The organism is Thalassospira sp. NFXS8 (assembly GCF_040148805.1).
In the GTDB taxonomy this organism is placed as follows: domain Bacteria; phylum Pseudomonadota; class Alphaproteobacteria; order Rhodospirillales; family Thalassospiraceae; genus Thalassospira.
In genome coordinates, this window is sequence record NZ_JAGEMF010000001.1 from 1,326,195 (window position 1) to 1,345,822 (window position 19,628).

Annotated in this window: 16 protein-coding genes; 11 read left to right on the forward strand and 5 right to left on the reverse strand. The window is 55.0% G+C overall.

Annotation, left to right across the window (positions count from 1 at the left end; all coding sequences use genetic code 11):
• Window positions 1–146 precede the first annotated feature (146 nt).
• A complete protein-coding gene (locus tag J4E05_RS06065) occupies window positions 147–695 on the forward strand; it encodes a YgjV family protein (protein WP_349593357.1) in 549 nt (182 codons plus the stop codon).
• Between the two features lie 66 nt (window positions 696–761).
• Here the strand turns inward: J4E05_RS06065 and J4E05_RS06070 are convergent, their stop codons facing one another.
• The 3 genes from J4E05_RS06070 to J4E05_RS06080 all read right to left on the reverse strand — a co-directional run bounded on the left by J4E05_RS06070 (window position 762) and on the right by J4E05_RS06080 (window position 5,978).
• A complete protein-coding gene (locus tag J4E05_RS06070) occupies window positions 762–1,367 on the reverse strand; it encodes a DUF4136 domain-containing protein (RefSeq protein ID WP_349593360.1) in 606 nt (201 codons plus the stop codon).
• A 187-nt stretch (window positions 1,368–1,554) separates the two neighbouring features.
• On the reverse strand, window positions 1,555–3,150 hold the full coding sequence (locus J4E05_RS06075; RefSeq protein ID WP_349593363.1) for a lysine--tRNA ligase: 1,596 nt from the start codon (window positions 3,148–3,150) through the stop codon (window positions 1,555–1,557).
• 236 nt (window positions 3,151–3,386) lie between these two features.
• Entirely contained in the window at window positions 3,387–5,978 is a 2,592-nt protein-coding gene (locus tag J4E05_RS06080; protein WP_349593366.1) for a methyl-accepting chemotaxis protein, read from the reverse strand.
• A 496-nt stretch (window positions 5,979–6,474) separates the two neighbouring features.
• Here J4E05_RS06080 and J4E05_RS06085 point away from each other — a divergent pair, with 496 nt between their 5' ends.
• From J4E05_RS06085 to J4E05_RS06100, 4 genes are all read left to right on the forward strand, one after another.
• Window positions 6,475–7,542: a sensor histidine kinase gene (locus J4E05_RS06085; protein WP_085593673.1), complete on the forward strand. Its 1,068-nt coding sequence runs from the start codon at window positions 6,475–6,477 to the stop codon at window positions 7,540–7,542.
• Window positions 7,539–10,025, forward strand: a complete 2,487-nt coding sequence (locus tag J4E05_RS06090) for a two-component system response regulator (protein ID WP_349593369.1) — start codon at window positions 7,539–7,541, stop codon at window positions 10,023–10,025. The genes J4E05_RS06085 and J4E05_RS06090 overlap by 4 nt, the downstream gene beginning before the upstream one ends.
• Window positions 10,026–10,170: 145 nt before the next feature.
• On the forward strand, window positions 10,171–12,246 hold the full coding sequence (locus tag J4E05_RS06095) for a methyl-accepting chemotaxis protein (protein WP_085593675.1): 2,076 nt from the start codon (window positions 10,171–10,173) through the stop codon (window positions 12,244–12,246).
• A 196-nt stretch (window positions 12,247–12,442) separates the two neighbouring features.
• Window positions 12,443–12,835: an MAPEG family protein gene (locus tag J4E05_RS06100; RefSeq protein WP_085593676.1), complete on the forward strand. Its 393-nt coding sequence runs from the start codon at window positions 12,443–12,445 to the stop codon at window positions 12,833–12,835.
• Between the two features lie 90 nt (window positions 12,836–12,925).
• Here J4E05_RS06100 and J4E05_RS06105 read toward each other — a convergent pair whose 3' ends face one another.
• A complete protein-coding gene (locus J4E05_RS06105; RefSeq protein WP_349593373.1) occupies window positions 12,926–13,369 on the reverse strand; it encodes a MarR family winged helix-turn-helix transcriptional regulator in 444 nt (147 codons plus the stop codon).
• 181 nt (window positions 13,370–13,550) lie between these two features.
• Here J4E05_RS06105 and J4E05_RS06110 point away from each other — a divergent pair, with 181 nt between their 5' ends.
• From J4E05_RS06110 to J4E05_RS06125, 4 genes are all read left to right on the forward strand, one after another.
• Window positions 13,551–14,585 (forward strand): alpha/beta hydrolase, encoded by a 1,035-nt coding sequence (locus tag J4E05_RS06110; protein WP_349593375.1) that lies wholly within the window; start codon window positions 13,551–13,553, stop codon window positions 14,583–14,585.
• Window positions 14,586–14,682: 97 nt separating this feature from the next.
• The gene (locus tag J4E05_RS06115) at window positions 14,683–15,108 is read left to right on the forward strand and encodes an organic hydroperoxide resistance protein (protein ID WP_085593679.1); all 426 of its coding nucleotides are present in this window, start codon (window positions 14,683–14,685) and stop codon (window positions 15,106–15,108) included.
• 308 nt (window positions 15,109–15,416) lie between these two features.
• A complete protein-coding gene (locus J4E05_RS06120) occupies window positions 15,417–16,100 on the forward strand; it encodes a Fic family protein (RefSeq protein ID WP_349593379.1) in 684 nt (227 codons plus the stop codon).
• Between the two features lie 62 nt (window positions 16,101–16,162).
• A complete protein-coding gene (locus tag J4E05_RS06125; protein WP_349593382.1) occupies window positions 16,163–16,621 on the forward strand; it encodes a YqaA family protein in 459 nt (152 codons plus the stop codon).
• 60 nt (window positions 16,622–16,681) lie between these two features.
• Here the strand turns inward: J4E05_RS06125 and J4E05_RS06130 are convergent, their stop codons facing one another.
• A complete protein-coding gene (locus tag J4E05_RS06130) occupies window positions 16,682–17,281 on the reverse strand; it encodes a TetR/AcrR family transcriptional regulator (RefSeq protein WP_349593385.1) in 600 nt (199 codons plus the stop codon).
• A gap of 103 nt (window positions 17,282–17,384) precedes the next feature.
• On the opposite strand from J4E05_RS06130, the gene J4E05_RS06135 reads away from it, so the two are divergent.
• Together J4E05_RS06135 and J4E05_RS06140 are read left to right on the forward strand one after the other, a co-directional pair.
• Window positions 17,385–18,590: an MFS transporter gene (locus J4E05_RS06135; RefSeq protein ID WP_349593388.1), complete on the forward strand. Its 1,206-nt coding sequence runs from the start codon at window positions 17,385–17,387 to the stop codon at window positions 18,588–18,590.
• Between the two features lie 32 nt (window positions 18,591–18,622).
• Entirely contained in the window at window positions 18,623–19,600 is a 978-nt protein-coding gene (locus J4E05_RS06140; RefSeq protein WP_349593391.1) for an alpha/beta fold hydrolase, read from the forward strand.
• Window positions 19,601–19,628 lie beyond the last annotated feature (28 nt).

Here is a 19,628-nt window from a genome sequence, read left to right on the forward strand (position 1 = left end):
TGCCCTCAGCTTTTTCGCTAACGGGCCGTTATGTCCAGTATGTAAAAATATAGCCAGGGTGAAACACTGCCGCCAAGGTTTAAAAGAAATCAACCCCATGGTAAGGCCACCTTGCCGAACCCCCTTTCATGTCAACGTGAATATCAATGTTTGAAACACTTGTTTCCGATGCAAGCCCCCGCTGGATAGCAGGCCAGATCGCCGGATTTATTGCGCTAGGATTGTTCATTGCCGGTTTAGCCAACAAGGACGACCGCAAACTTTTGCTGATCCTGATTGCCGCAAACATTGCCATTGTCCTGCAATTTGCATTGCTTGAAAGCTGGGTCGCAAGCGCGATGACCTGCATTGTCATTCTGCGCATTATGCTGGCACGCAAATACCACCGTAACCTTCACATCATGGTCGGCCTGCTTGTGTTAACCCTTCTCACCGCTCTGATAACATGGCGCGACTGGTCCGATGCTCCGGCCCTTGTTGCCGGGTTGGTTGGCACAATTGGCATGTTTGCCTTTAAAGGCAGCATCATGCGCTGGTGGTTATTCTGTGCCGCATTTTTCTGGGTGCTTAGCAATATTGTCGCAGGCTCAATCGGCGGGATTTTGGCCGAAAGTCTGGTCATGGCAATCAATCTTGTCACAATCTGGCGGATCGAGCTCGACAAACGCCGCCTCGTTACCCGCACCGACACATAAAAAAACGGGCCCCTTATTTAAGGCCCGTTTTGGCAGTTTTCGTGAAATCCACCTTTTGGTGCGTCCCTAATTTCCGGTTTGCACCGGCACAACCGGCGCACTTTGCCCGGCCCGATAGGGGTATTTGGCAAAGATGGCGCCAATGGCTTCGGCTATCGCAGCATCAGGGTAAAAATCCCCGCCCGACCCGGTCCAGTTGCCGGTTTTACCTTCCCACACGGTTTTGTTGGTTTCCCTGTCAATCAGGTCAACCACCACCTCTCCGCGCACATAGGTATCAACCCTGCCCGTATCGCCAAATAACGGCACCCCAACGCCAACCCCGCCACGGCCCGATGATCCGTAATACCCGCCATAAGACGGGCCGCTGCGTACAACCTGCTGCTCGCGCGTGCTTATGTGGTAATCCACCAGCAAATCGGGGTGACGAATATCAAGCTCATAGCCATAGGCCTGCATTCGCGCCGCAATGCGATCTTCCATGCGCTGGCCCGTTAGGGTGGTATATTTCGCATCCCGGTCCTTGCCTGCGGCTTCGACAAATGCATAGCTGTGATAACGGCCAAAATCCGTTACCGGGTCCTGATCTGTATAAACACGCGGGCCGCTGGCACAGCCGGCAACCAGCAATCCAGCCAGCAGGATCAACCATTTATGACGTTTCACTGCCATGTCTCCAATTCTCCAAATCAATGGCGCTTGCCCTGTCAGGCCCAAATACACAGTGCCAGTATTTACTGACATCACCATGAAACTACGGCATTTTTTTGCCCGTCAAATTTGCTGCTATATTAGAAACAAAAAAAGGCCCGCCTTGTTCCGGCGAGCCTTGATCCGTATTCATGCAAAATGCCGCAAATCAGGCGCTTAAATCCTCGCCGGCAAGGGCGCGGTCAATCAGGGCGACACTTTCGTCAATGCCATAAAGCGCAATGAACGATCCCATACGCGGGCCCTGTTCCTGCCCCAGCAGAATTTCATAAAGGGCTTTAAACCAGGCGCGCAAATCGGCAAAGCATTCATGTTTTTTGCCAATTTCATAAACCGCGGTCTGAATGTCGCCGCCGCTGGTGGTTTTATCCAGCCCAACCAGCACGTCGCGCAATTCCGCCAGCGCAACCCGTTCTTCTTCGGTTGCATCACGGTATTTTTTGGTCGGCTTCACAAAATCGCGGTAATAATTCACCGCATAGCCCACCAGTTTGTCCAGGTAAGGCGCGTTTTCCGGCGTTGCGCCATTGGCATAACGCGAAATAAAGCCCCACAGAACGTCCTTGTCTTCGGTATTGCACACCGAAACCAGGTTCAGCAAAATACCAAACGAAATCGGAATATCGCGGTTCGGCGCGGTGCCGGCATGAATGTGCCATGCCGGGTTTTGCAGCAGCTTAACCGGGTCGGTTTCGGTTTTCAGCTTTTCCGCAAAGGTCAGATATTCATCAACCGTTTTCGGAATAACATCAAAATACAGGCGTTTTGCCGCTTTTGGTTTCTGGAACATAAACAGCGACAGGCTGTCTTCCGGCGCATAGGTCAGCCATTCTTCCACCGACAGGCCGTTGCCCTTGGATTTGGAAATTTTCTGCCCGGTTTCATCAAGGAACAATTCATAGTTAAAACCTTCCGGCGGGGTGCCGCCCATGGCTTTCACAATCTTGTTGCCCAGGTCCACCGACGGGATCAAATCCTTACCCGCCATTTCATAATCAACACCCAGCGCGTACCAGCGCATTGCCCAGTCGGGCTTCCACTGCAATTTGCAATTTCCGCCGGTTACCGGGGTTTCCACCAGCTTGCCGGTTTCGGGGTGTTCATAAACAATGGTGCCTTCCGATGCCTTGATTTCCACGATCTTGGCCATCAGCACTTTTTGTGTGTCTGCCTCGACGGGCATAAACGGGCTATAGGTCGCCCGGCGTTCTTCGCCCAATGTCGGCAGCATAATCTTCTGGATTTTGTCGTAAACTTCCAGAACCCGCAGCAAAGCCGCATCAAACATGCCCGACCGGTAACAATCGGTCGATGACTTGAATTCATATTCAAAGCCAAAGCTGTCCAAAAACTCGCGCAGGCGGGCATTATTATGGTGGGCAAAGCTTTCAAACTTGCCAAACGGGTCGGGCACGCTGGTTAATGCCTTGCCCAAATGCTGCGCCACCATTTCGCGGTTCGGCACATTATCGGGCACCTTGCGCAACCCGTCCATGTCATCGGAAAAACAATACAGCTTGGTCGGAATATCGGACATGGTTTCAAAGGCGCGGCGAACATAGGTTGTGCGCGCAACTTCGCCAAAAGTACCGATATGGGGCAAGCCCGACGGACCATAACCGGTTTCAAAAAGGACATAGCCCTTTTCCGGTTTCTTGTCTTTGTAACGCTGCACCAGCTTTTGGGCTTCGGTAAAAGCCCAGACATTGCTGTTTAACGCGGCATCACGAAGATCGGCTGTCATTTTTGAAACCTTGAACAAGTGTTTTACATAAAAATCGGATTTTGGCGCGAATTATACTGATTCGACGCCGCCAGAAGCTAGCCCCGCTTGCGTCCAAGATCAAGCATAGAGCGCACATAGCCCCCCGCAACCGCAAACATGGCTGGCATCACCGCCCCGAAACACCAAAACAGCCCGCAATCTGGCCGCAAACACCCGCATATCGGCACGCCACACTGCGTTACCGACACCTGATATTACGATGCTTCGCGAATTTCGCGTAAAAACCCGTTCACAGCATCGCCAAGGCTGGCGGCTTCGCGCAACAACCCCTCGGCAATGTTTAATACATCGCCCACATCTTCACGCACTGTGGCGGCGGCCTGCGATAAAACCAGCACATCTTCATTGGCGCGCTGCGTCCCCACCGCCACCTCCTGCGATCGGTCCACAATTGATTGCGTTAACCGCGCCTGTTCGCCAACAGCCGCGGCAATCGCCGATGAATTACCCTGAATTTTCTGCACCCCGTCTGTCATTAACGCCACAACCGATGCCGTTTCGCGCGACGCATCCTGCGTTGCCGCAATCTGGCGCGAAATATCCCCGGTGGATCGCGCGGTTTCCCCGGCCAGATGTTTCACTTCATTTGCCACCACGGCAAACCCCTTGCCCGCATCCCCGGCCCGGCTGGCTTCGATATGGGCGTTCAGGGCCAACAGGTTTGTCTGTCCGGCCAGCCCTTCAATCAGGCCCACCACCGTGCCAATTTCCGATGTCGCCTGCGCCAGTCCGGCAATGGTGGTTTTCACCTGTTCGGCCCCGGCGGCGGTATCGCCAATCACTTTGGCCGTTTCGCCGGTGCGCTGGTTAATATCGGCAATTGACGTTGAAATTTCGCTGGCCGCGGCGGCCACCTGCTGAATCCCCGATGCCATCTGGGTTGAAATATCCAGCGCCGCATTGGCCCGCACACTGACCTGATCGGCAATATTGTTCAACGCGCGCGCCCGGTCGGTCATGGTTTGCGCGGCCCCGGCCAGCGCCTGCACAATGCTTAAAACATCGCGTTCAAACTGTTCGGCAACGGCAAGACGGCCCAGCTTGCGTTGTTCGGATGCCTCCTTGCGCGATACTTCCATTTGTTCACGCGCATCATCCATTGATTTGGCGTTGCCAATAAAAATGTCTAACGCATCAATCATCTCGCTGATTTCATCGCTGCCATCGTTGCGCAGCACCACCTGACGGTCCCCATCTGCCGCCCGGCGCATTGCCTGTGCCAGGTTTTCCAACCGGCTGACAATTCGCCGCCCCACATACAGCCACACCACCAGAATGGAAAAAACCACCCCGGCTGCTGCCAGCGAAATTTGCAGCATATTGGTTTGGTCCAACGCCGTTTGCGTTTCCCCCGCCCCGGCCGCCGCCGATTGTTGGGCCGCTGCCACAATCACCGCCACATCATCGGCAAGGCGCGTGGCAGCTTCGCGGTTTTCCTGCATCATGGCATCATTGGTCGCCAGGGTCGCCAGCTCCTGCCGGCGCAAGGCCAAAATGCCATCATCGCCAAACCCGGTATGCAACAGCTTGTCAATCAGTCCCGAAATAACCGTTTGCTCTGCCCCTAACTGCCCGGCTTCCTGGCCAATCTGTTTGGCGACCTGTTGCAGGCTGGTATTAAGCATTGCCAACTGGTCGGCACTGGCAGCATTGCCCGCCTCGGCCAGCCGCCCGACCAGCAAATTCACATCAGCCAAAAGCGAACTTAACCGAATGTAACTTTCCTGTGCCCGGGGCACCTGCACGCCTGCCAGTTCCTGGGTTTGCGTTGCAATTTCCTGCCCGGAACCGGCAATATGGGTGCGAAAATTCAACATCATCGGCAATAAAAAATTGCTGATATCGCCGTCCAGTTCCACAATCTCATCGACATATTGCGCCAGTTCAGCGCTTAGTTTTTCGGCCTTTGCCGATCCCGGTTCGGCGCGTAGCTGGCCGATACGCAACATATAAATATTTTTGTCGTCACCGCCAAATGCCGCCAGCTTGTCAATCGCAGCCAGCACCATTTTTGCTGCCGGGTCTTTCGCCAGTGGCCGCAATGCGCCCTGAATATTGGCCAGGGCTGAATCAAAATCGGTTGACCGCGACATCACCTTGGACGGTTCGGTTTCGTAAGCTCCCAGCAATAACGATTTGGTCAGGGCCGCCGTTGCCCCGCGCAATTGAAACATCGGCACAATGCGTTGCGACAAATCATCGCTGATCGAACTCGATGCGCTGGTTGTTGCCGCCGTTAGCGATGCAATGCTGTTGGCCAGTGCCTTTTGCGATTTTTCCATTGCCGGTTTTAACTGCGCCAGCAGGGTATCATGCTGCTGTTCAAGGGTTCCCAGCCGTTGCACCCGCTGCGCCTTTTGCGTCAGCCGGGTACGGGTTGCCCTGACCAGCGCGCTCAGGCTGGAATTTAGTGCCCCGACCTTTTGCACCATGTCACTTGCGGTGTCGTCATCCAGATGGTTCTGCGACAGCTTTTCAACCGCCTGCGTCATGAATTGCTGCTTTTGCGCGCTTTCCTTTTCCAGACGATCAAGCTCGTCGGCGTTGTCTGCCGCATCAATGCGCGGGCCCAACGCCAAAATTCCGGCCGCCGACGTTGCCAACCCATGGGCAGTTTCGAGCAACGGCACCTGGGATTGCGTAATATCCGTCACATGCCCGCGTACCGCGCGATAGGATAACCAGCCAATAGACGCAGCAACACATGGCACCAACGCGATCACCCCGAAAGCCAGTAGCATCTTGGCCTTGATTCCCGTTTTGCCCTTGCCCGGTCTTGCCCGCATTTTCACCTGTCCTTGTGCATTGCATCATCGGCACGAAGTTAGTCCCGACCGGGCAAAAACGCAGCAACGCTTCGGTGAAGTTTTCATGACCCCTAAAACTGTTTTAATTCAATAATTTACAGCAATTCATCAGACCATAAAAAATGCCTGTAATGGCAATCGGTCCCCACAGAACAACCCGAAAATGTGAACAGCATCACAAGACGACCGGACAAAGCCCTGCCCGCCCGCCGATTGGCAAAATTCCCGCAACGATCAAACGGCACCTTTTAACACCTCTTGGAGATGGTATTTTTATCCGCTACGATTGAAATCAGAGGTCGCATCTCTTGCAATAATATCAACCGAACAAACATACATTCTATCCGTCAATTTTGTCGTTCCTTTCAATCGGTCGCACGCCGACCTTCAAAACCGGACCAAACCGACCAATATCTGGCACTACGGGAAAACGCTCTGCAATAAACAGCCACATATCGCCTTTTGGGGACGCGTCATGAAAGACATAGACCATTCAGTAATGCCACCCGTACCTTCAACGCCTTTTCCCGGCGGCGATGATGAACGTTTTGGCCGTGTGGTTGAATATGCCCCTAACGCCATGATCCTGACCGACGCCAATGGCCGCATTGCCATGGTCAATGCCGAAACCGAAAAGGTTTTTGGCTATCGACGCGCAGAATTGCTGGGGCAGGCAATTGAAATGCTGGTGCCTGAACGCTTCCGTCACCATCACTCCGGCCTGCGCGACAGCTTTGTTCGCGCCCCCGGCCCGCGCCCGATGGGCCCCGGCCGCGATCTGTATGCCCTGCGCAAGGATGGCAGCGAATTTGCCGTCGAAATCGGCCTTAATCCCATCCCGATTGGCGACCATCTGCACATTCTGGCTGCCATTGTCGATATTTCAGACCGCAAGACACGCCAGGAACGCCTGGAAAAATCCCTGCGCGAAAAAGAACTTCTGCTGGCCGAAGTGCACCATCGGGTCAAAAACAACCTGCAAATCGTCTATAGCCTGCTCGACATGCAAAGTGCGCAAATTAACGATCCCGATGTGCGTGAAATGCTGCGTGACAGTTGCAACCGTGTTCGCTCCATGGCGCAAATTCACCAGACCCTGTATCAAAGCGAAGATGTTTCCCAGGTTGAGCTGGGCCATTTTTTCGACGATCTGCTAACGTCGTTACATTCATCCTATGTTGTCGACATCGCCCGCATCGAAATTAAAACCGATATTTCACCGGTTTTTCTGCCAATTGGCCGGGCGGTCCCCTGCGGGTTGATCGCCAACGAATTGCTTTCAAACGCCCTGAAACATGCTTTTCGCGATGGCCGCAAAGGCCGGATCAATGTCTATGTCGGCGAAACAGAAAACCGGCATATCCGTATTACCGTCACCGATAACGGCATTGGTCTGCCCGATGACCTGGATATTGAAAATGGCGGCAGCCTTGGCCTGTTGCTTATCCATATGCTGGTAGACCAGCTACATGGCACCATCACCGTCAATCGTTCCAATCCCACAAGCCTGTCGGTGGAATTCCCGCAAATGGAGCCATCATGACCGAAACGCCGCATTCTGATTCTGCCCGGGGCAACACCCCCTCGTCGGCAGGGGCCCATATCATGATTGTCGAGGATGAGCGCATTGTTGCCCTGCATCTGCGCCAGCAGCTCGGCCGTCTTGGATATAGCAAAATCACCGTGTTTAGCGCCGGTGCCGCAGCCCTTGATGCCATTCTGTCCGATACCCCGGACCTGATCCTGATGGATATTCACATCGATGGCGATATTGACGGCATCGAAACTGCTGCGGGCATTCCGCCCTATATGCACATTCCTGTCATTTATCTTTCCGCCTATTCCGAAGACCAGACGCTGGAACGTGCCAAACTGACCCATCCTTACGGCTTCCTGATCAAACCTTTCACCGAACGCGAATTGCACGCCACCATTCAAATGGCCCTGCAACGCCGCAAAGTCGAGTTTGACCTGAAACGCAGCGAGGAACGCCTGTCTTTGGCCATGAGCGCGGCAAACATGGCCTGCTGGGAAATTGACATTCACACCCGACAAATTGAAACCACCGGCCTTGCCAGCATCATCCATGCGGATGGCGACGCCGAAAGCCTGTCGTCAAACTGGGACAGCTTTTTAAAAAAAGTCTCGCCCGATGACCGCAACCTGGTCAGAAAAGCCTTTGAAACGGCCATTAACCAGGGCGATTTCTTTGATGTTGTCTTTCGCTCGGACGATCCACGCTCCTCGGCATCGTGGTTTCGCGCCCAGGGCAAAACCTTTGAAAATGCCCCCTCTGTACCGCGGCGCATTATCGGCGTCGTTCAGGATATCACCGACCAGCGTGTCGCAAGCGACCGTTTACGCCAGGCGACAACAGTCTATGAAACCACCCAGGATGGCGTCCTGATCCTTGATCAGGAACTGCGTATCACCAGTGCCAACCGAAGCTATGCCAACATCACCGGCATCGCGATCGAGGATGCCCTGGGGCATCGCCCGCACGTAATCGCCAAAGATACCTTTCCCCATGCCTTCTATCGGGAAATGTTCAAATCCCTGGAAAGCCGGAAACACTGGCATCGCGAAATCGATAGCACCGACGCCCAGGGCAACCCCATCACGCTGATGACCCAGATCATCGCCGTTGATAGCGATGAAGGGGCATTGTCACACTATGTCGCCATCATATCAGACAGAACAGCCATTCGCCGCGCCGAGGAAGAACTGCAATATCTGGCCCATTACGACGGGTTAACCGGCCTGCCCAACCGCCTTCTTGCCGTTGATCGGCTGGGCCGTGCCATTGAACGGGCCAGCCATCAGGGAACCCGCCTTGCCTGCATGTTCATTGATGTCGACAATTTCAAAAATATCAATGATACGCTGGGCCACGGCGCGGGCGATCAGCTTCTTGTCATGATTTCACGGCGCCTTAAGGCGTTAACATCAAGTACCGATACCCTTGCCCGTCTTGGCGGGGACGAATTTTTAATTACCACCGAAGACATCCTGAACGAAAGTGCGGCGGCCAATCTGGCATCCCGCCTGATAAAGGGCCTGCAAATTCCCACAAATCTGGCGGGCCGCGACATCACGGTTTCGGCCAGCATCGGCATTAGCCTGTATCCCGGCAACGCAAAAAATGCACAGGACATGGTCCGTCAGGCCGACACCGCCATGTATGCCGCCAAAAACGCCGGACGCCGCAGCTTTGCATTCTATAAGTCCGCCATGACAGACGACGCCACCCATTTCATGACCCGCAGCCTCGAACTGCGCCGGGGCCTGGAAAACGGCGAACTCGAACTGTTCTATCAGCCCCAGTTTTCGCGTTTGACCGGCGAGATGACCGGTGTTGAAGCCCTGATCCGCTGGAACCATCCAACCGAAGGCCTGGTCGGCCCGGGCGAAATTATACCGGTTGCCGAACAAAGCGGCCTGATCATTGAGATTGGACAATGGGTTGTGGAAGAAGCCTGCGCGCAGGCACAACGCTGGCGCAATAGCGGATACGGTGCCTTGCGCATTGCTGTCAATGCATCGGCCCGGCAATTACAATCAGATGATTTTGTCGACGTGGTGCGAAATGCGCTCGAACTAACGCAAACCCCCGCCCATACCCTGGAAATTGAAATAACCGAAAGCATGATCCAGGATGAAGCCCGTGTGATTGCCCGCCTTCACGAATTACGCAAGCTGGGGGTTTTGCTGGCAATTGACGATTTCGGCACCGGGTTCTCCTGCCTTGGGTCCATCAAAAGGCTTCCCATAGCGCGCATCAAAATCGACCAGTCCTTTGTCCGTGGCATTCCCGATGACCGCGACAACAGCGCCCTGACCGAGGCCATTATTGCGCTGGCACATAAACTGGGCCTGTCTGTTACCGTCGAGGGAATCGAGGAACACTGCCAGCTGGATTTTTTAACCAAGCGCGAATGCACCGATTTTCAGGGTTTTCTTTTTTGCCGACCGGTCCGGGCCAGCGAGGTGTTTAATTACGTCAGTGCCAGCGCAATAACGTCCTGATCCGGCCCGAAACGTACCCGACAAAAGTATAGGTTACTTGTTGAGAAAATATTAAAACCACATCCAAATGACTGAATACAGTTGCCTGTAGCGACATATCCCCATAACCTTTCTAAAGGATAGGTTTATATCGGGGGATTTCGGAATGCGCTTTTCCAACCTGTCACTTGGCACCAAACTGGCATGTGTTAGTGCCCTTGCCATTGCCTTTTGCCTTATCATCGGCATTTTTCTGCAAACAGCCCAAACCGGCAGCACAACGGAAAAACTCACCCTTGGTGAAGCCCGCGCCGTTGCCCAGTATAATGCCTCGCAGGCGGGGCATGTTCTAAACAGTGGCATGTTGATCGCCAAAAACCTGGCGGGTACGTTCCGCGCGGCACGCGAACAGGGCACTGCCGATCGCAAAACCTATAACGAAATCCTCAACCGTACCCTGATGGAAAATCCCGGCATGGCCGGCACATGGGCCGGGTTTGAATCCAACGCCCTTGATGGCAAGGATGCCGACTATAAATCCGAGGGCGAACCCTTTGGCGACGGCTCGGGAAAATATGTCACCTATTATTACAATTTTGGCGATGGCATTACGCCCTATCACCTGACCGGGCTGGATAACACCGAGATCAACGAATATTACACCGAACCCAAACGCACCAATAAACCCTATGTCACCGATGCCATTACCTATGACATTCAGGGTCGCAAGGTGGTGTTAACGTCATTTGTCGTACCGGTTCAAAATAAAGACGGCAAATTTCTTGGTGTTCTCGGGGCTGATCTTGAACTAAATGCCCTGTCCGAACGCTTTGCCGAACTTGCCCCCTTTGGTACCGGCACGGTTAACCTTGTTTCAGCACAAGGCACCTGGGTCGCCCATGAAGACCCTGCCATACGCGGCACCAAACTGGACCCGGCCGACAAAACCCAGGCCGCCATCCTTGATGCCATCACATCGGGTCAGCCCGGCCAGTTAAACGACGGCAAATTCATGCGCATCATCATGCCTGTTGCCATTGATGGATACGACAAACAGTGGGGCGTTGTTGTTAATGTACCGCTGGCAACCGTTTACGAACCTGCCAATTCCCTGCGCAATGCCACCCTTATTGGCGGTCTGGTTCTGCTCATTATTGTTATTGCCGTCATTTTACTATCCACCAGGGGCATGGTCTCCCGCCCGATGACCCGTGTTGCCGGGGTTATTACCCATCTGGAACAGGGAAATTTCGACATTACCATTCCCTATCTCGACCGTTCCGACGAAATCGGTGCCATTGCCAAGGCCCTTGAAGCCTTCAAGGAAGCATCAGAGGGCATGCAGCGTGCCGAACGCGACAAACGCGAAGCTGAACAGCACGCCAGCGAATCGCGCAACCGCACACGCCTGCAAATGGCCGATGAATTTGAAAAATCGGTAGGCTCGATTGTGGTTCATGTTACGGGCAGCGCTGAAAATATGGAGCAGGTATCACGTCAAATGCGCCGTGCCGCCGATGAAAGCACCCAGCAAGCCGCCGTTGTTGCCGATGCCGCAAACGAAGCCAGCACCAATGTGCAAACCGTTGCCTCTGCCAGCGAGGAACTCTCTGCCTCTATTCAGGAAATCAGTTCGCAAGTTGCGCGGTCCTCGCAAATTGCCAGCAACGCGGTTGACGAAGCCTCGCGTGCCAACACCATGGTCACCGGCCTGGCCGAAGCCGCCGAACGCATTGGACAGGTTGTTAGCCTGATTAACGATATTGCCGCCCAAACCAACCTTCTGGCCCTGAATGCCACCATCGAGGCCGCCCGGGCGGGCGAAGCAGGCAAAGGCTTTGCCGTGGTTGCACAGGAAGTTAAAAACCTTGCCAATCAAACCGCCAAGGCAACCGATGAAATTGCCCTGCAAATTGGTTCCATCCAGTCTGAAACCCATAATACCGTTGATGCCATTGAAAAGGTGACCCACACCATTTCCAGCATCAACGAAATCGCCTCGGCCATTGCCGCTGCCGTTGAACAGCAAGGGGCCGCCACTGCCGAAATTTCCGGCAACGTGCAACAGGCGGCAGCGGGCACCAACGAAGTGTCATCCTCAATCGGTATTGTCCGCAATACCGCCCAGCAAACCGGCGAGGCCGCATCCAACGTTCAGTCCGATGCCACCGAACTTGCCAAACAGGCCCGTAATCTGGACAGCGAAGTCAAAAACTTCCTTAATCAGCTCCGAAATGTCTAGCTGTTGCGCGTCCCGGTAATCCCGAACAACACCTGGCGATTACCGGTGCTGCAAACATCGCTGTCTTTTGCAATGCCAGCCGTGCGCCCGGGGCATTCAACAGAATTTGCCCCAACGCTCCTATAACCTGTTCCCGGATTGATTTTTTCATCCTAAGGTTAAGAACGCAGTTTTAACCTTGCCACGGAAAACCAGCATGCATTTTATTCCGGCCACCGCCTTCCTTACCGCCATTTTCGCCCTGATGCTCACGATCCTTAGTCTTTTTGTTTCTTTTCGGCGTCGTGACCTTAAGGTCGGGCTGGGCGATGCCAATGATGCCACCTTGCGGCAACGCATTCGCGCACATGGCAATTTCGTTGAAAATGCCCCGTTGATCATTCTGTTATGTGCCGCACTGGAAATTACCGGCACCCTTAATCCTACCGGGTTAAGGGTCCTTGTCGCGGCCTTCATTATTGCCCGGCTGTTTCATGCTTTGGGTGTGCTGAAAATTCCGGTCATTGGCTCGCAGGCCATTGGCATGTTGCTTCAACATATTGCCATGCTTGCAGGGACATTTATCCTGCTGGCCGGGTTATTTTACTAATCAGGACAAAAACGGGCATCGGGTCACGCCACGTGCCGTTGTTTCCTGTGCCGTCTGGTACCTGTATCGGACGGCAACGGCACCCGTTCGTCAGGATGCCGATTGTTCCAGCGCATTGCGCAACCGGGCCAGCTTGCGGTTCAGATCCACCAGGTCGTCCAAATTCATCCCGCAGGCTTCAACAACGCACCCGGGCACATCGGCGGCCTCGTCTTGCAATGACCGCCCCTGATCGGTCAATGCCACGCGCACCTGGCGTTCATCGTCCCGGTCGCGCTCGCGCGTTACCAGCCCTGCTGTCTCCAGCCGTTTGATCAGCGGAGTCAGGGTGTTGCTTTCCAAAAACAGTTTGCTGCCAATGCCACGCACGGTTTGCCGGTCTTCCTGCCACAATACCACCATCACCAGATATTGCGGATAAGTCAGCCCCACCTTGTCGAGTAACGGCTTGTAAATACGGTTAAAGGCGTGCCCGGTCGAATAGACCGAAAAGCACAATAGCTGATCCAGCGTCAGCTTCAGTTTATCTGCCATGTTAATCTCCTGCTTCAAATCAACCAGCGAATTTAAATCGCACACGATTAAATATCAAGCGATTTAATCGCATGGCTGCTATCTCATAATTTATGTCGCGCACGATTTAATCGCGTGCTATTCAAAATGCACCGAACGGCGAAACATCGCCAACAACCAGACATTCCGAAAGGACACCGCCATGAACACGTTGAAAACAACCGTTGCCGCCGCCGCACTGGCCCTTGCCACCGCAACCTTCGCCACCGATGCCAAGGCCGCCGACCCGGTTCTTGAACCCGCCACCCAGAACTTCCTCGACGGGCTGGCTGCCGCAAACGTCCCGGCAATTTATACTCTGACCCCGCAACAGGCCCGCGACCTTTTGTCCGGTGCGCAGGCTGGCACGGTTGCTGCCCCCGCCGTCGACACCGAAGACCGCACCCTGCCGGTTGGCCCCACCGGTTCTACCCGGGTTCGCATCTATCGGCCCAAGGGCAACACTGACCGCCTGCCGGTTATTGTTTACTTCCATGGGGCCGGCTGGGTCATGGGCGGCACCGACACCCACGACCGTCTGGTTCGCGAACTTGCCGTTGGTGCCAATGCCGCCCTGGTCTTTGTTGATTATGAACGCTCGCCCGAGGCCAAATACCCCACCGCCATCGAACAGGATTATGCGGTCACCAAATATGTCGCCGACCACAGCGAACAGCTTAATGTGGACCCCACCCGCCTTGCCATTGCCGGCGATAGCGTCGGCGGCAACATGACCGCCGTGGTTTCCCTTTTGGCGAACGAACGCAAAGGCCCGGCCATTACCGCACAATTGCTGTTCTACCCGGTCACCGATGCCAATTTCGATAACGGATCCTACACCGAATTTGCCAATGGTCCGTGGTTAACCCGCGATGCCATGAAATGGTTCTGGAACGCATACCTGCCCCAAAACGTTGACCGTAATGACCCTAAAATCACCCCGATCCATGCAACGCATGATCAGCTTGCCGGTCAGGCCCCGGCCCTGGTGATTACCGATGAAAACGATGTTTTGCGCGACGAAGGAGAAGCCTATGCCCGTAAATTGTCACAAGCCGGTGTGACTATCACATCCACCCGATATAACGGCACCATCCACGATTTTGTCATGCTCAATGCACTGTCCCAAACCCCGGCGACCCGTGCCGCTATCGCCCAGGGCATCGCGTTTCTTAACAATGCCCTGCACACCAACTGACCCTGCACTGTTCCCGTAACGGGGTTGCAGGCAGATGCCTGCACCCCATGTTAAGCGCACTAACGCGCATCGACCTGTTAAACAAAGGATGATGAAAATGTCTGTTAAAGTTCTGTATCGCACTTCCGGTTCTGCAACTGGCGGCCGTGACGGCAATGCCAAAACCGAAGATGGCTCGATCGAAGTCAAACTGACCACCCCGAAAGAACTGGGCGGCGCAGGCGGCGAAGGCAACAACCCTGAACAACTGTTCGCCATGGGCTATTCGGCCTGCTTTATCGGCGCAATGAAAGCCGCATCCTCGCAGGGTGCGCCCAAAACCCCGAAAGATGCCTCTGTCAAGGCAACCGTTGGCATTGGCCCGCGTGATGCCGGCGGCTTTGGCCTGGATATCGACCTGCACGTCTCGCTGCCGGGGCTGGACCGCGCCGATGCTGAAAAGCTCGTCGAAACGGCCGACCAGATCTGCCCCTATTCAAATGCGCTGCGCGGCAATGTTGATGTTCGTTTTCACATCGACTGATCTCAACCGTCTCTAAAATGGCGGCTCCCTCCCCCAGAACGGATCCGCCTTCTTTGGCCCGGCACATTCCCCATGTGCCGGGCTACCCCTTTTTATCCTCCAGATTTCTGCGCCCTCAACAAACCCGGCCAATCACATTGCGGCCATATCTGCTCTGCGCAAAAACCGCATCACATTGGTGTGGCCGTGCTAACATCACGGCATGCTTCCATGTTTTGCGCCCCGTTTGCCGGAATATCTGCAATGAATGTCCCCCTTGCTGCCCTGCTAAAACAGGTCGATCACGCAAAATCCGGCTTGATACCTGCATGCCCCTGCCGCGCCATACGGCATCATCGCTGCGCGAAAAACATCATCTCGACTGGATCTATCATTCCAACGCCCTTGCCGGAAACAGGCTGACCTTACGTGAAACAAAAGTGGTCCTCGAAGGCATCACGGTTAACGGCAAATCCGTTGCCGAACATCTCGATGTCATCCGCCATCGCGATGCCATTTATCATCTTGAAAAAATGGTAGCCCAAAACAAACTGCTTGATGCGCAGGAAATATTGGACCTCCACAACATCCTGCAAACCGGGCACTTATCAGCAAGCCCCGGCACCACCCCCGATCAACACGCCAAAATCGCCGATCTCGTTGCACAGCATCGCCAAACATCCGGGCAACACCCGCTTGTCCACGCAGCCCGCTGGCATGCGCTTTTCATCAATCAGCATCCTTTTCCCGGCAACGATGGCCGCCTTGCCCGATTGTTGCTAAACCACGATCTGGCACAGGCAGGCTACCTGCCCGCCATTATCGATGTTGATGACAGGCAGCATTATGACGCGGCCCTTAACAAGGCAGCCTCCACAGGCGACGAAACGCCCCCAACAGATGATCTTGCGATCCTGATTATTCAGGCCAGCCTGCGCACATTGAATATGACGATTGGTCTGGTCGCACCCGCACCGGCAAAACCGGCAGAACCTATATCATCCGCACCTTAGCCCGCTGCGCGGCAAACATTTTCCCATAGACCAACCCACCCGCGAACGGTATGTCCTGCCTTATGATCGCATCCATGCTGGTTTATGGCGGGCTGTTTTTATCCGCTTTCACATCTGCCACCCTGTTGCCCGGATCGTCCGAGGCGGTTTTGGCTGCCCTTGTCGGGGCGGGCAACCATGATGTGCGCCTGCTTGTGCTGGTGGCAACCCTGGGCAATGTTGCGGGGTCGCTGGTGAACTGGCTGTTGGGCTTGGCGCTTGAACGGTTTCGCCATGCCCGCTGGTTCCCCGTTTCCGAACGCGATTATCAGCGCTCCTGTGCATGGTTTTCCCGCTTTGGCCTATGGGCGCTGTTATTTGCCTGGCTGCCGGTGATTGGTGATCCCATCACCCTTGTTGCCGGTGCAATGCGCGTGCGGTTCCTACCGTTCATCATTCTTGTCACCCTGGGCAAAGCCGCCCGTTATGCCATGGTCGCCGGAGCCGCTGGCTGGCTGGCCGGTTTTTTCGGGCTGGCATAAAAATACGCTGACAACGCCTGCGCAAACCGGGTTTCCCCATCGCCCGGCGGCAAACCCGTCTCAGGCCACGTCCCACAGGCGCATGATATTGCCAACCGATGCCTGTAATTCTTTCTCGCCCACCCCGTCGCGTGCGGCGAGCGATATGCCATTCAGGAAGGTATTTATCGTCGCGGCCAGTGCCAATATATCGGCATTTTCCGGCAACGCACCGATACGTACGGCGCGTTCAAGTTGCCTTTTGATCCCGCCAAAGTTTTTCAATCGTTCCTCACGCAAAAGCTGCACCACGGCATCGCCCGTTGGGCCGCAATTGGTTGCCCCCATCGTTACCAGGCACCCCAGCGGATGGGTTTTGTCGGTTTGCATATGCACCGACTGGCGCAGGCATTGTTCAATCGCCTGCCGGGGGGGAATGTTTTCGTCAAACAAAACATCCGTCACCTGCCCCTGCTGGCTGAGATAAAGCGCAACAACCTCGCGAAACAGCTGCTCCTTTGATCCGAACGCCGCATAAAAGCTGGTTGGCGATATTCCCCCCATCACCTCCTTTAGCTGGTTTAGCGATGTGGGCTCAAACCCCTGTTGCCAAAATAAAACCAGCGCCGTCTCAAGGGCTGCCTGCCGGTCAAATTCTCTTGGTCTGCCTGTGCGTGCCATGCGTCTTCCTCCTGACTTATGAAATAGTCGATACATTAGTCATTGACAAGCACGCGCTGGCACAATACTTCCGTATCGATCAGTACATAATTAGGAAGACGTCATGTCAGACTTCCCTTCACAACCGTTCAGGCATCCGCCTGACCGCGAAAAACTCCCCGTTGCAGCCCTTTTGGCCCTCGCCATGACGGGCTTTATCTGTATCGCCACCGAAACCCTGCCAGCGGGCCTTTTGCCGCAAATGGCCGACGGGCTTGCTGTATCGCAATCGCTTGCCGGGCAATCCGTTGCCGCCTATGCCGTGGGGTCGCTGCTTGCTGCAATTCCGCTTACGTTATGGACGCAAACCTGGCCGCGCCGGTCGGTCCTGCTGCTTACCGTTATTGGGTTTTTCCTGTTTAATTCGGCTACTGCCCTTTCAACCAGTTACTGGCTGACCATGCTGGCGCGTTTTTTTGCGGGCAGTTCGGCCGGTCTTGCCTGGAGCCTGATTGCAGGTTACGCCCGGCGCATGGTCGAACCCCACCAGCAGGGCCGCGCCCTGGCCCTGGCAATGGTGGGAACCCCCATTGCATTATCGGTTGGCGTCCCGCTGGGCACCTGGCTGGGGTCGGCCATTGGCTGGCAACTGGCATTTTGGGTCATGTCGGCAATGACACTGGCACTGATTGTGTGGATTCTGGCCTCCGTGCCGGATTATCCGGGGCAAAAGGGCCGCAAACAGGGCAGCCTGTTTCGTGTTGCCGCCATGCCGGGCGTACGTGCCGTCCTATCGGTCGTTCTGTTCTGGATGCTGGCGCATAACGTTCTTTACACCTATATCGCGCCATTTTCCGCCCGGGCCGGGCTGGCCGACCATGTTGACCTGGTTCTTCTGATTTTTGGTATTGCGGCACTGGCCGGTATCTGGGTTACGGGCCGGGTTATTGACCGTGCCTTGCGCCTTTCGGTTCTTGTTGCCCTGGCAACTTTTGCCCTGACCCTTGTCGTGCTTAGCATTGTTGGCACAAACCCGATGGTCCTTCTGGTCGCGACCGGCATCTGGGGCCTTACCTTTGGCGGTGCCGCAACCCAGCTTCAAACCGCCCTGGCCGATACCGCCGGTTCCGGTGCCGATATTGCCCTTTCCATGAATGTGGTGATCTGGAATGCAGCGATTGCCGGTGGCAGCATGGTGGGCGGCATCCTGCTGGAAAAGGGTGGCGCGGCAACGTTCCCGCCTGTCGTTTTGGTCCTGATCCTGATTGGCCTTTTCATCGCGTTTAGCGCCCGGCACAACGGTTTCCCCGCTGGCGCGCGCCAGCACTAACATCCCCCATCCCATAAACGGAGATTTCCAAAATGCGTAAACTGCTGCTTGCGGTAGTGCTTTCTGCTGCCCTTTTTTCAGCCAATTCCCACGCGCAAACCCAGCCCCAACCACAGCCCCAATCCCAGTCAGAATCCGAATTCCCGGTTCCTGCGGGCTTTGAAAGCAGCTATGCCGACATCAACGGTGTTCGCCTTCATTATGTCAAAGGCGGTGCTGGCCCACTGGCCTTTCTGGTGCATGGGTTTGGGCAAAGCTGGTATGAATGGCACCAACTGATGCCGCTGCTTGCCAAAACGCACAGCGTTGTTGCCGTTGATCTGCCCGGTTTGGGGCAATCTGCCGTGCCCAAATCCTATATCGGGCAGAATATTTCCCCCATCCTGTATGGGCTGGCAAAACAGTTCAGCCCCGATGCCCCGTTTGATCTGATCGCCCATGACATTGGCATCTGGAACGCCTATCCCATGGCCGTCACCCATCAAAAAGATATCCGCAAGCTGATCTTCATGGAGGCGCCGATCCCTGATAACCGCCTTTATGATTTCCCGGCTTTCACCCCCGAAGGCGAATCTCTGGTCTGGCATTTCAGCTTTTTTGCCGCGGGCAACAACCTTGCCGAAACACTGGTTACCGGCCATGAACGCATGTTTCTTGAACATTTCATCAAGGAACACGCAACCAACCGCGCTGTCTTTACCAATGACCTGCTGGACCTTTACGGCGCGTCCTATGCCAAGCCGCACACGTTTCATGCCTCGTTTGAATATTACCGCGCCCTGAACGAAACCGCCGCCCGTAACAAATCGCTGGCAAAAAACAAACTTTCCATGCCCGTGCTGGCCATTGGCGGCGGCGGACATGGCGGCATGGGCCAATTTGAGGCCGACCAGCTTGGCGAATATGGTACCCATGTCAAAGGGCTGGTCATCCCCGATTGCGGCCATTGGCTGCCCGAGGAATGCGCAACACCGCTCAACAAAGCCGTTCTCGACTTTCTAACCCATTAACCCGTTATCCGCCTTCGGGCCGCCCGGC

Bases quoted from the DNA above. Each gene is read 5' to 3' on its own strand.
- J4E05_RS06065 (WP_349593357.1), top strand. From the start codon at position 147: ATGTTTGAAACACTTGTTTCCGATGCAAGCCCCCGCTGGATAGCAGGC.
- J4E05_RS06070 (WP_349593360.1), bottom strand. From the start codon at position 1,367: ATGGCAGTGAAACGTCATAAATGGTTGATCCTGCTGGCTGGATTGCTG.
- J4E05_RS06075 (WP_349593363.1), bottom strand. From the start codon at position 3,150: ATGACAGCCGATCTTCGTGATGCCGCGTTAAACAGCAATGTCTGGGCT.
- J4E05_RS06080 (WP_349593366.1), bottom strand. From the start codon at position 5,978: ATGCGGGCAAGACCGGGCAAGGGCAAAACGGGAATCAAGGCCAAGATG.
- J4E05_RS06085 (WP_085593673.1), top strand. From the start codon at position 6,475: ATGAAAGACATAGACCATTCAGTAATGCCACCCGTACCTTCAACGCCT.
- J4E05_RS06090 (WP_349593369.1), top strand. From the start codon at position 7,539: ATGACCGAAACGCCGCATTCTGATTCTGCCCGGGGCAACACCCCCTCG.
- J4E05_RS06095 (WP_085593675.1), top strand. From the start codon at position 10,171: ATGCGCTTTTCCAACCTGTCACTTGGCACCAAACTGGCATGTGTTAGT.
- J4E05_RS06100 (WP_085593676.1), top strand. From the start codon at position 12,443: ATGCATTTTATTCCGGCCACCGCCTTCCTTACCGCCATTTTCGCCCTG.
- J4E05_RS06105 (WP_349593373.1), bottom strand. From the start codon at position 13,369: ATGGCAGATAAACTGAAGCTGACGCTGGATCAGCTATTGTGCTTTTCG.
- J4E05_RS06110 (WP_349593375.1), top strand. From the start codon at position 13,551: ATGAACACGTTGAAAACAACCGTTGCCGCCGCCGCACTGGCCCTTGCC.
- J4E05_RS06115 (WP_085593679.1), top strand. From the start codon at position 14,683: ATGTCTGTTAAAGTTCTGTATCGCACTTCCGGTTCTGCAACTGGCGGC.
- J4E05_RS06120 (WP_349593379.1), top strand. From the start codon at position 15,417: ATGCCCCTGCCGCGCCATACGGCATCATCGCTGCGCGAAAAACATCAT.
- J4E05_RS06125 (WP_349593382.1), top strand. From the start codon at position 16,163: ATGATCGCATCCATGCTGGTTTATGGCGGGCTGTTTTTATCCGCTTTC.
- J4E05_RS06130 (WP_349593385.1), bottom strand. From the start codon at position 17,281: ATGGCACGCACAGGCAGACCAAGAGAATTTGACCGGCAGGCAGCCCTT.
- J4E05_RS06135 (WP_349593388.1), top strand. From the start codon at position 17,385: ATGTCAGACTTCCCTTCACAACCGTTCAGGCATCCGCCTGACCGCGAA.
- J4E05_RS06140 (WP_349593391.1), top strand. From the start codon at position 18,623: ATGCGTAAACTGCTGCTTGCGGTAGTGCTTTCTGCTGCCCTTTTTTCA.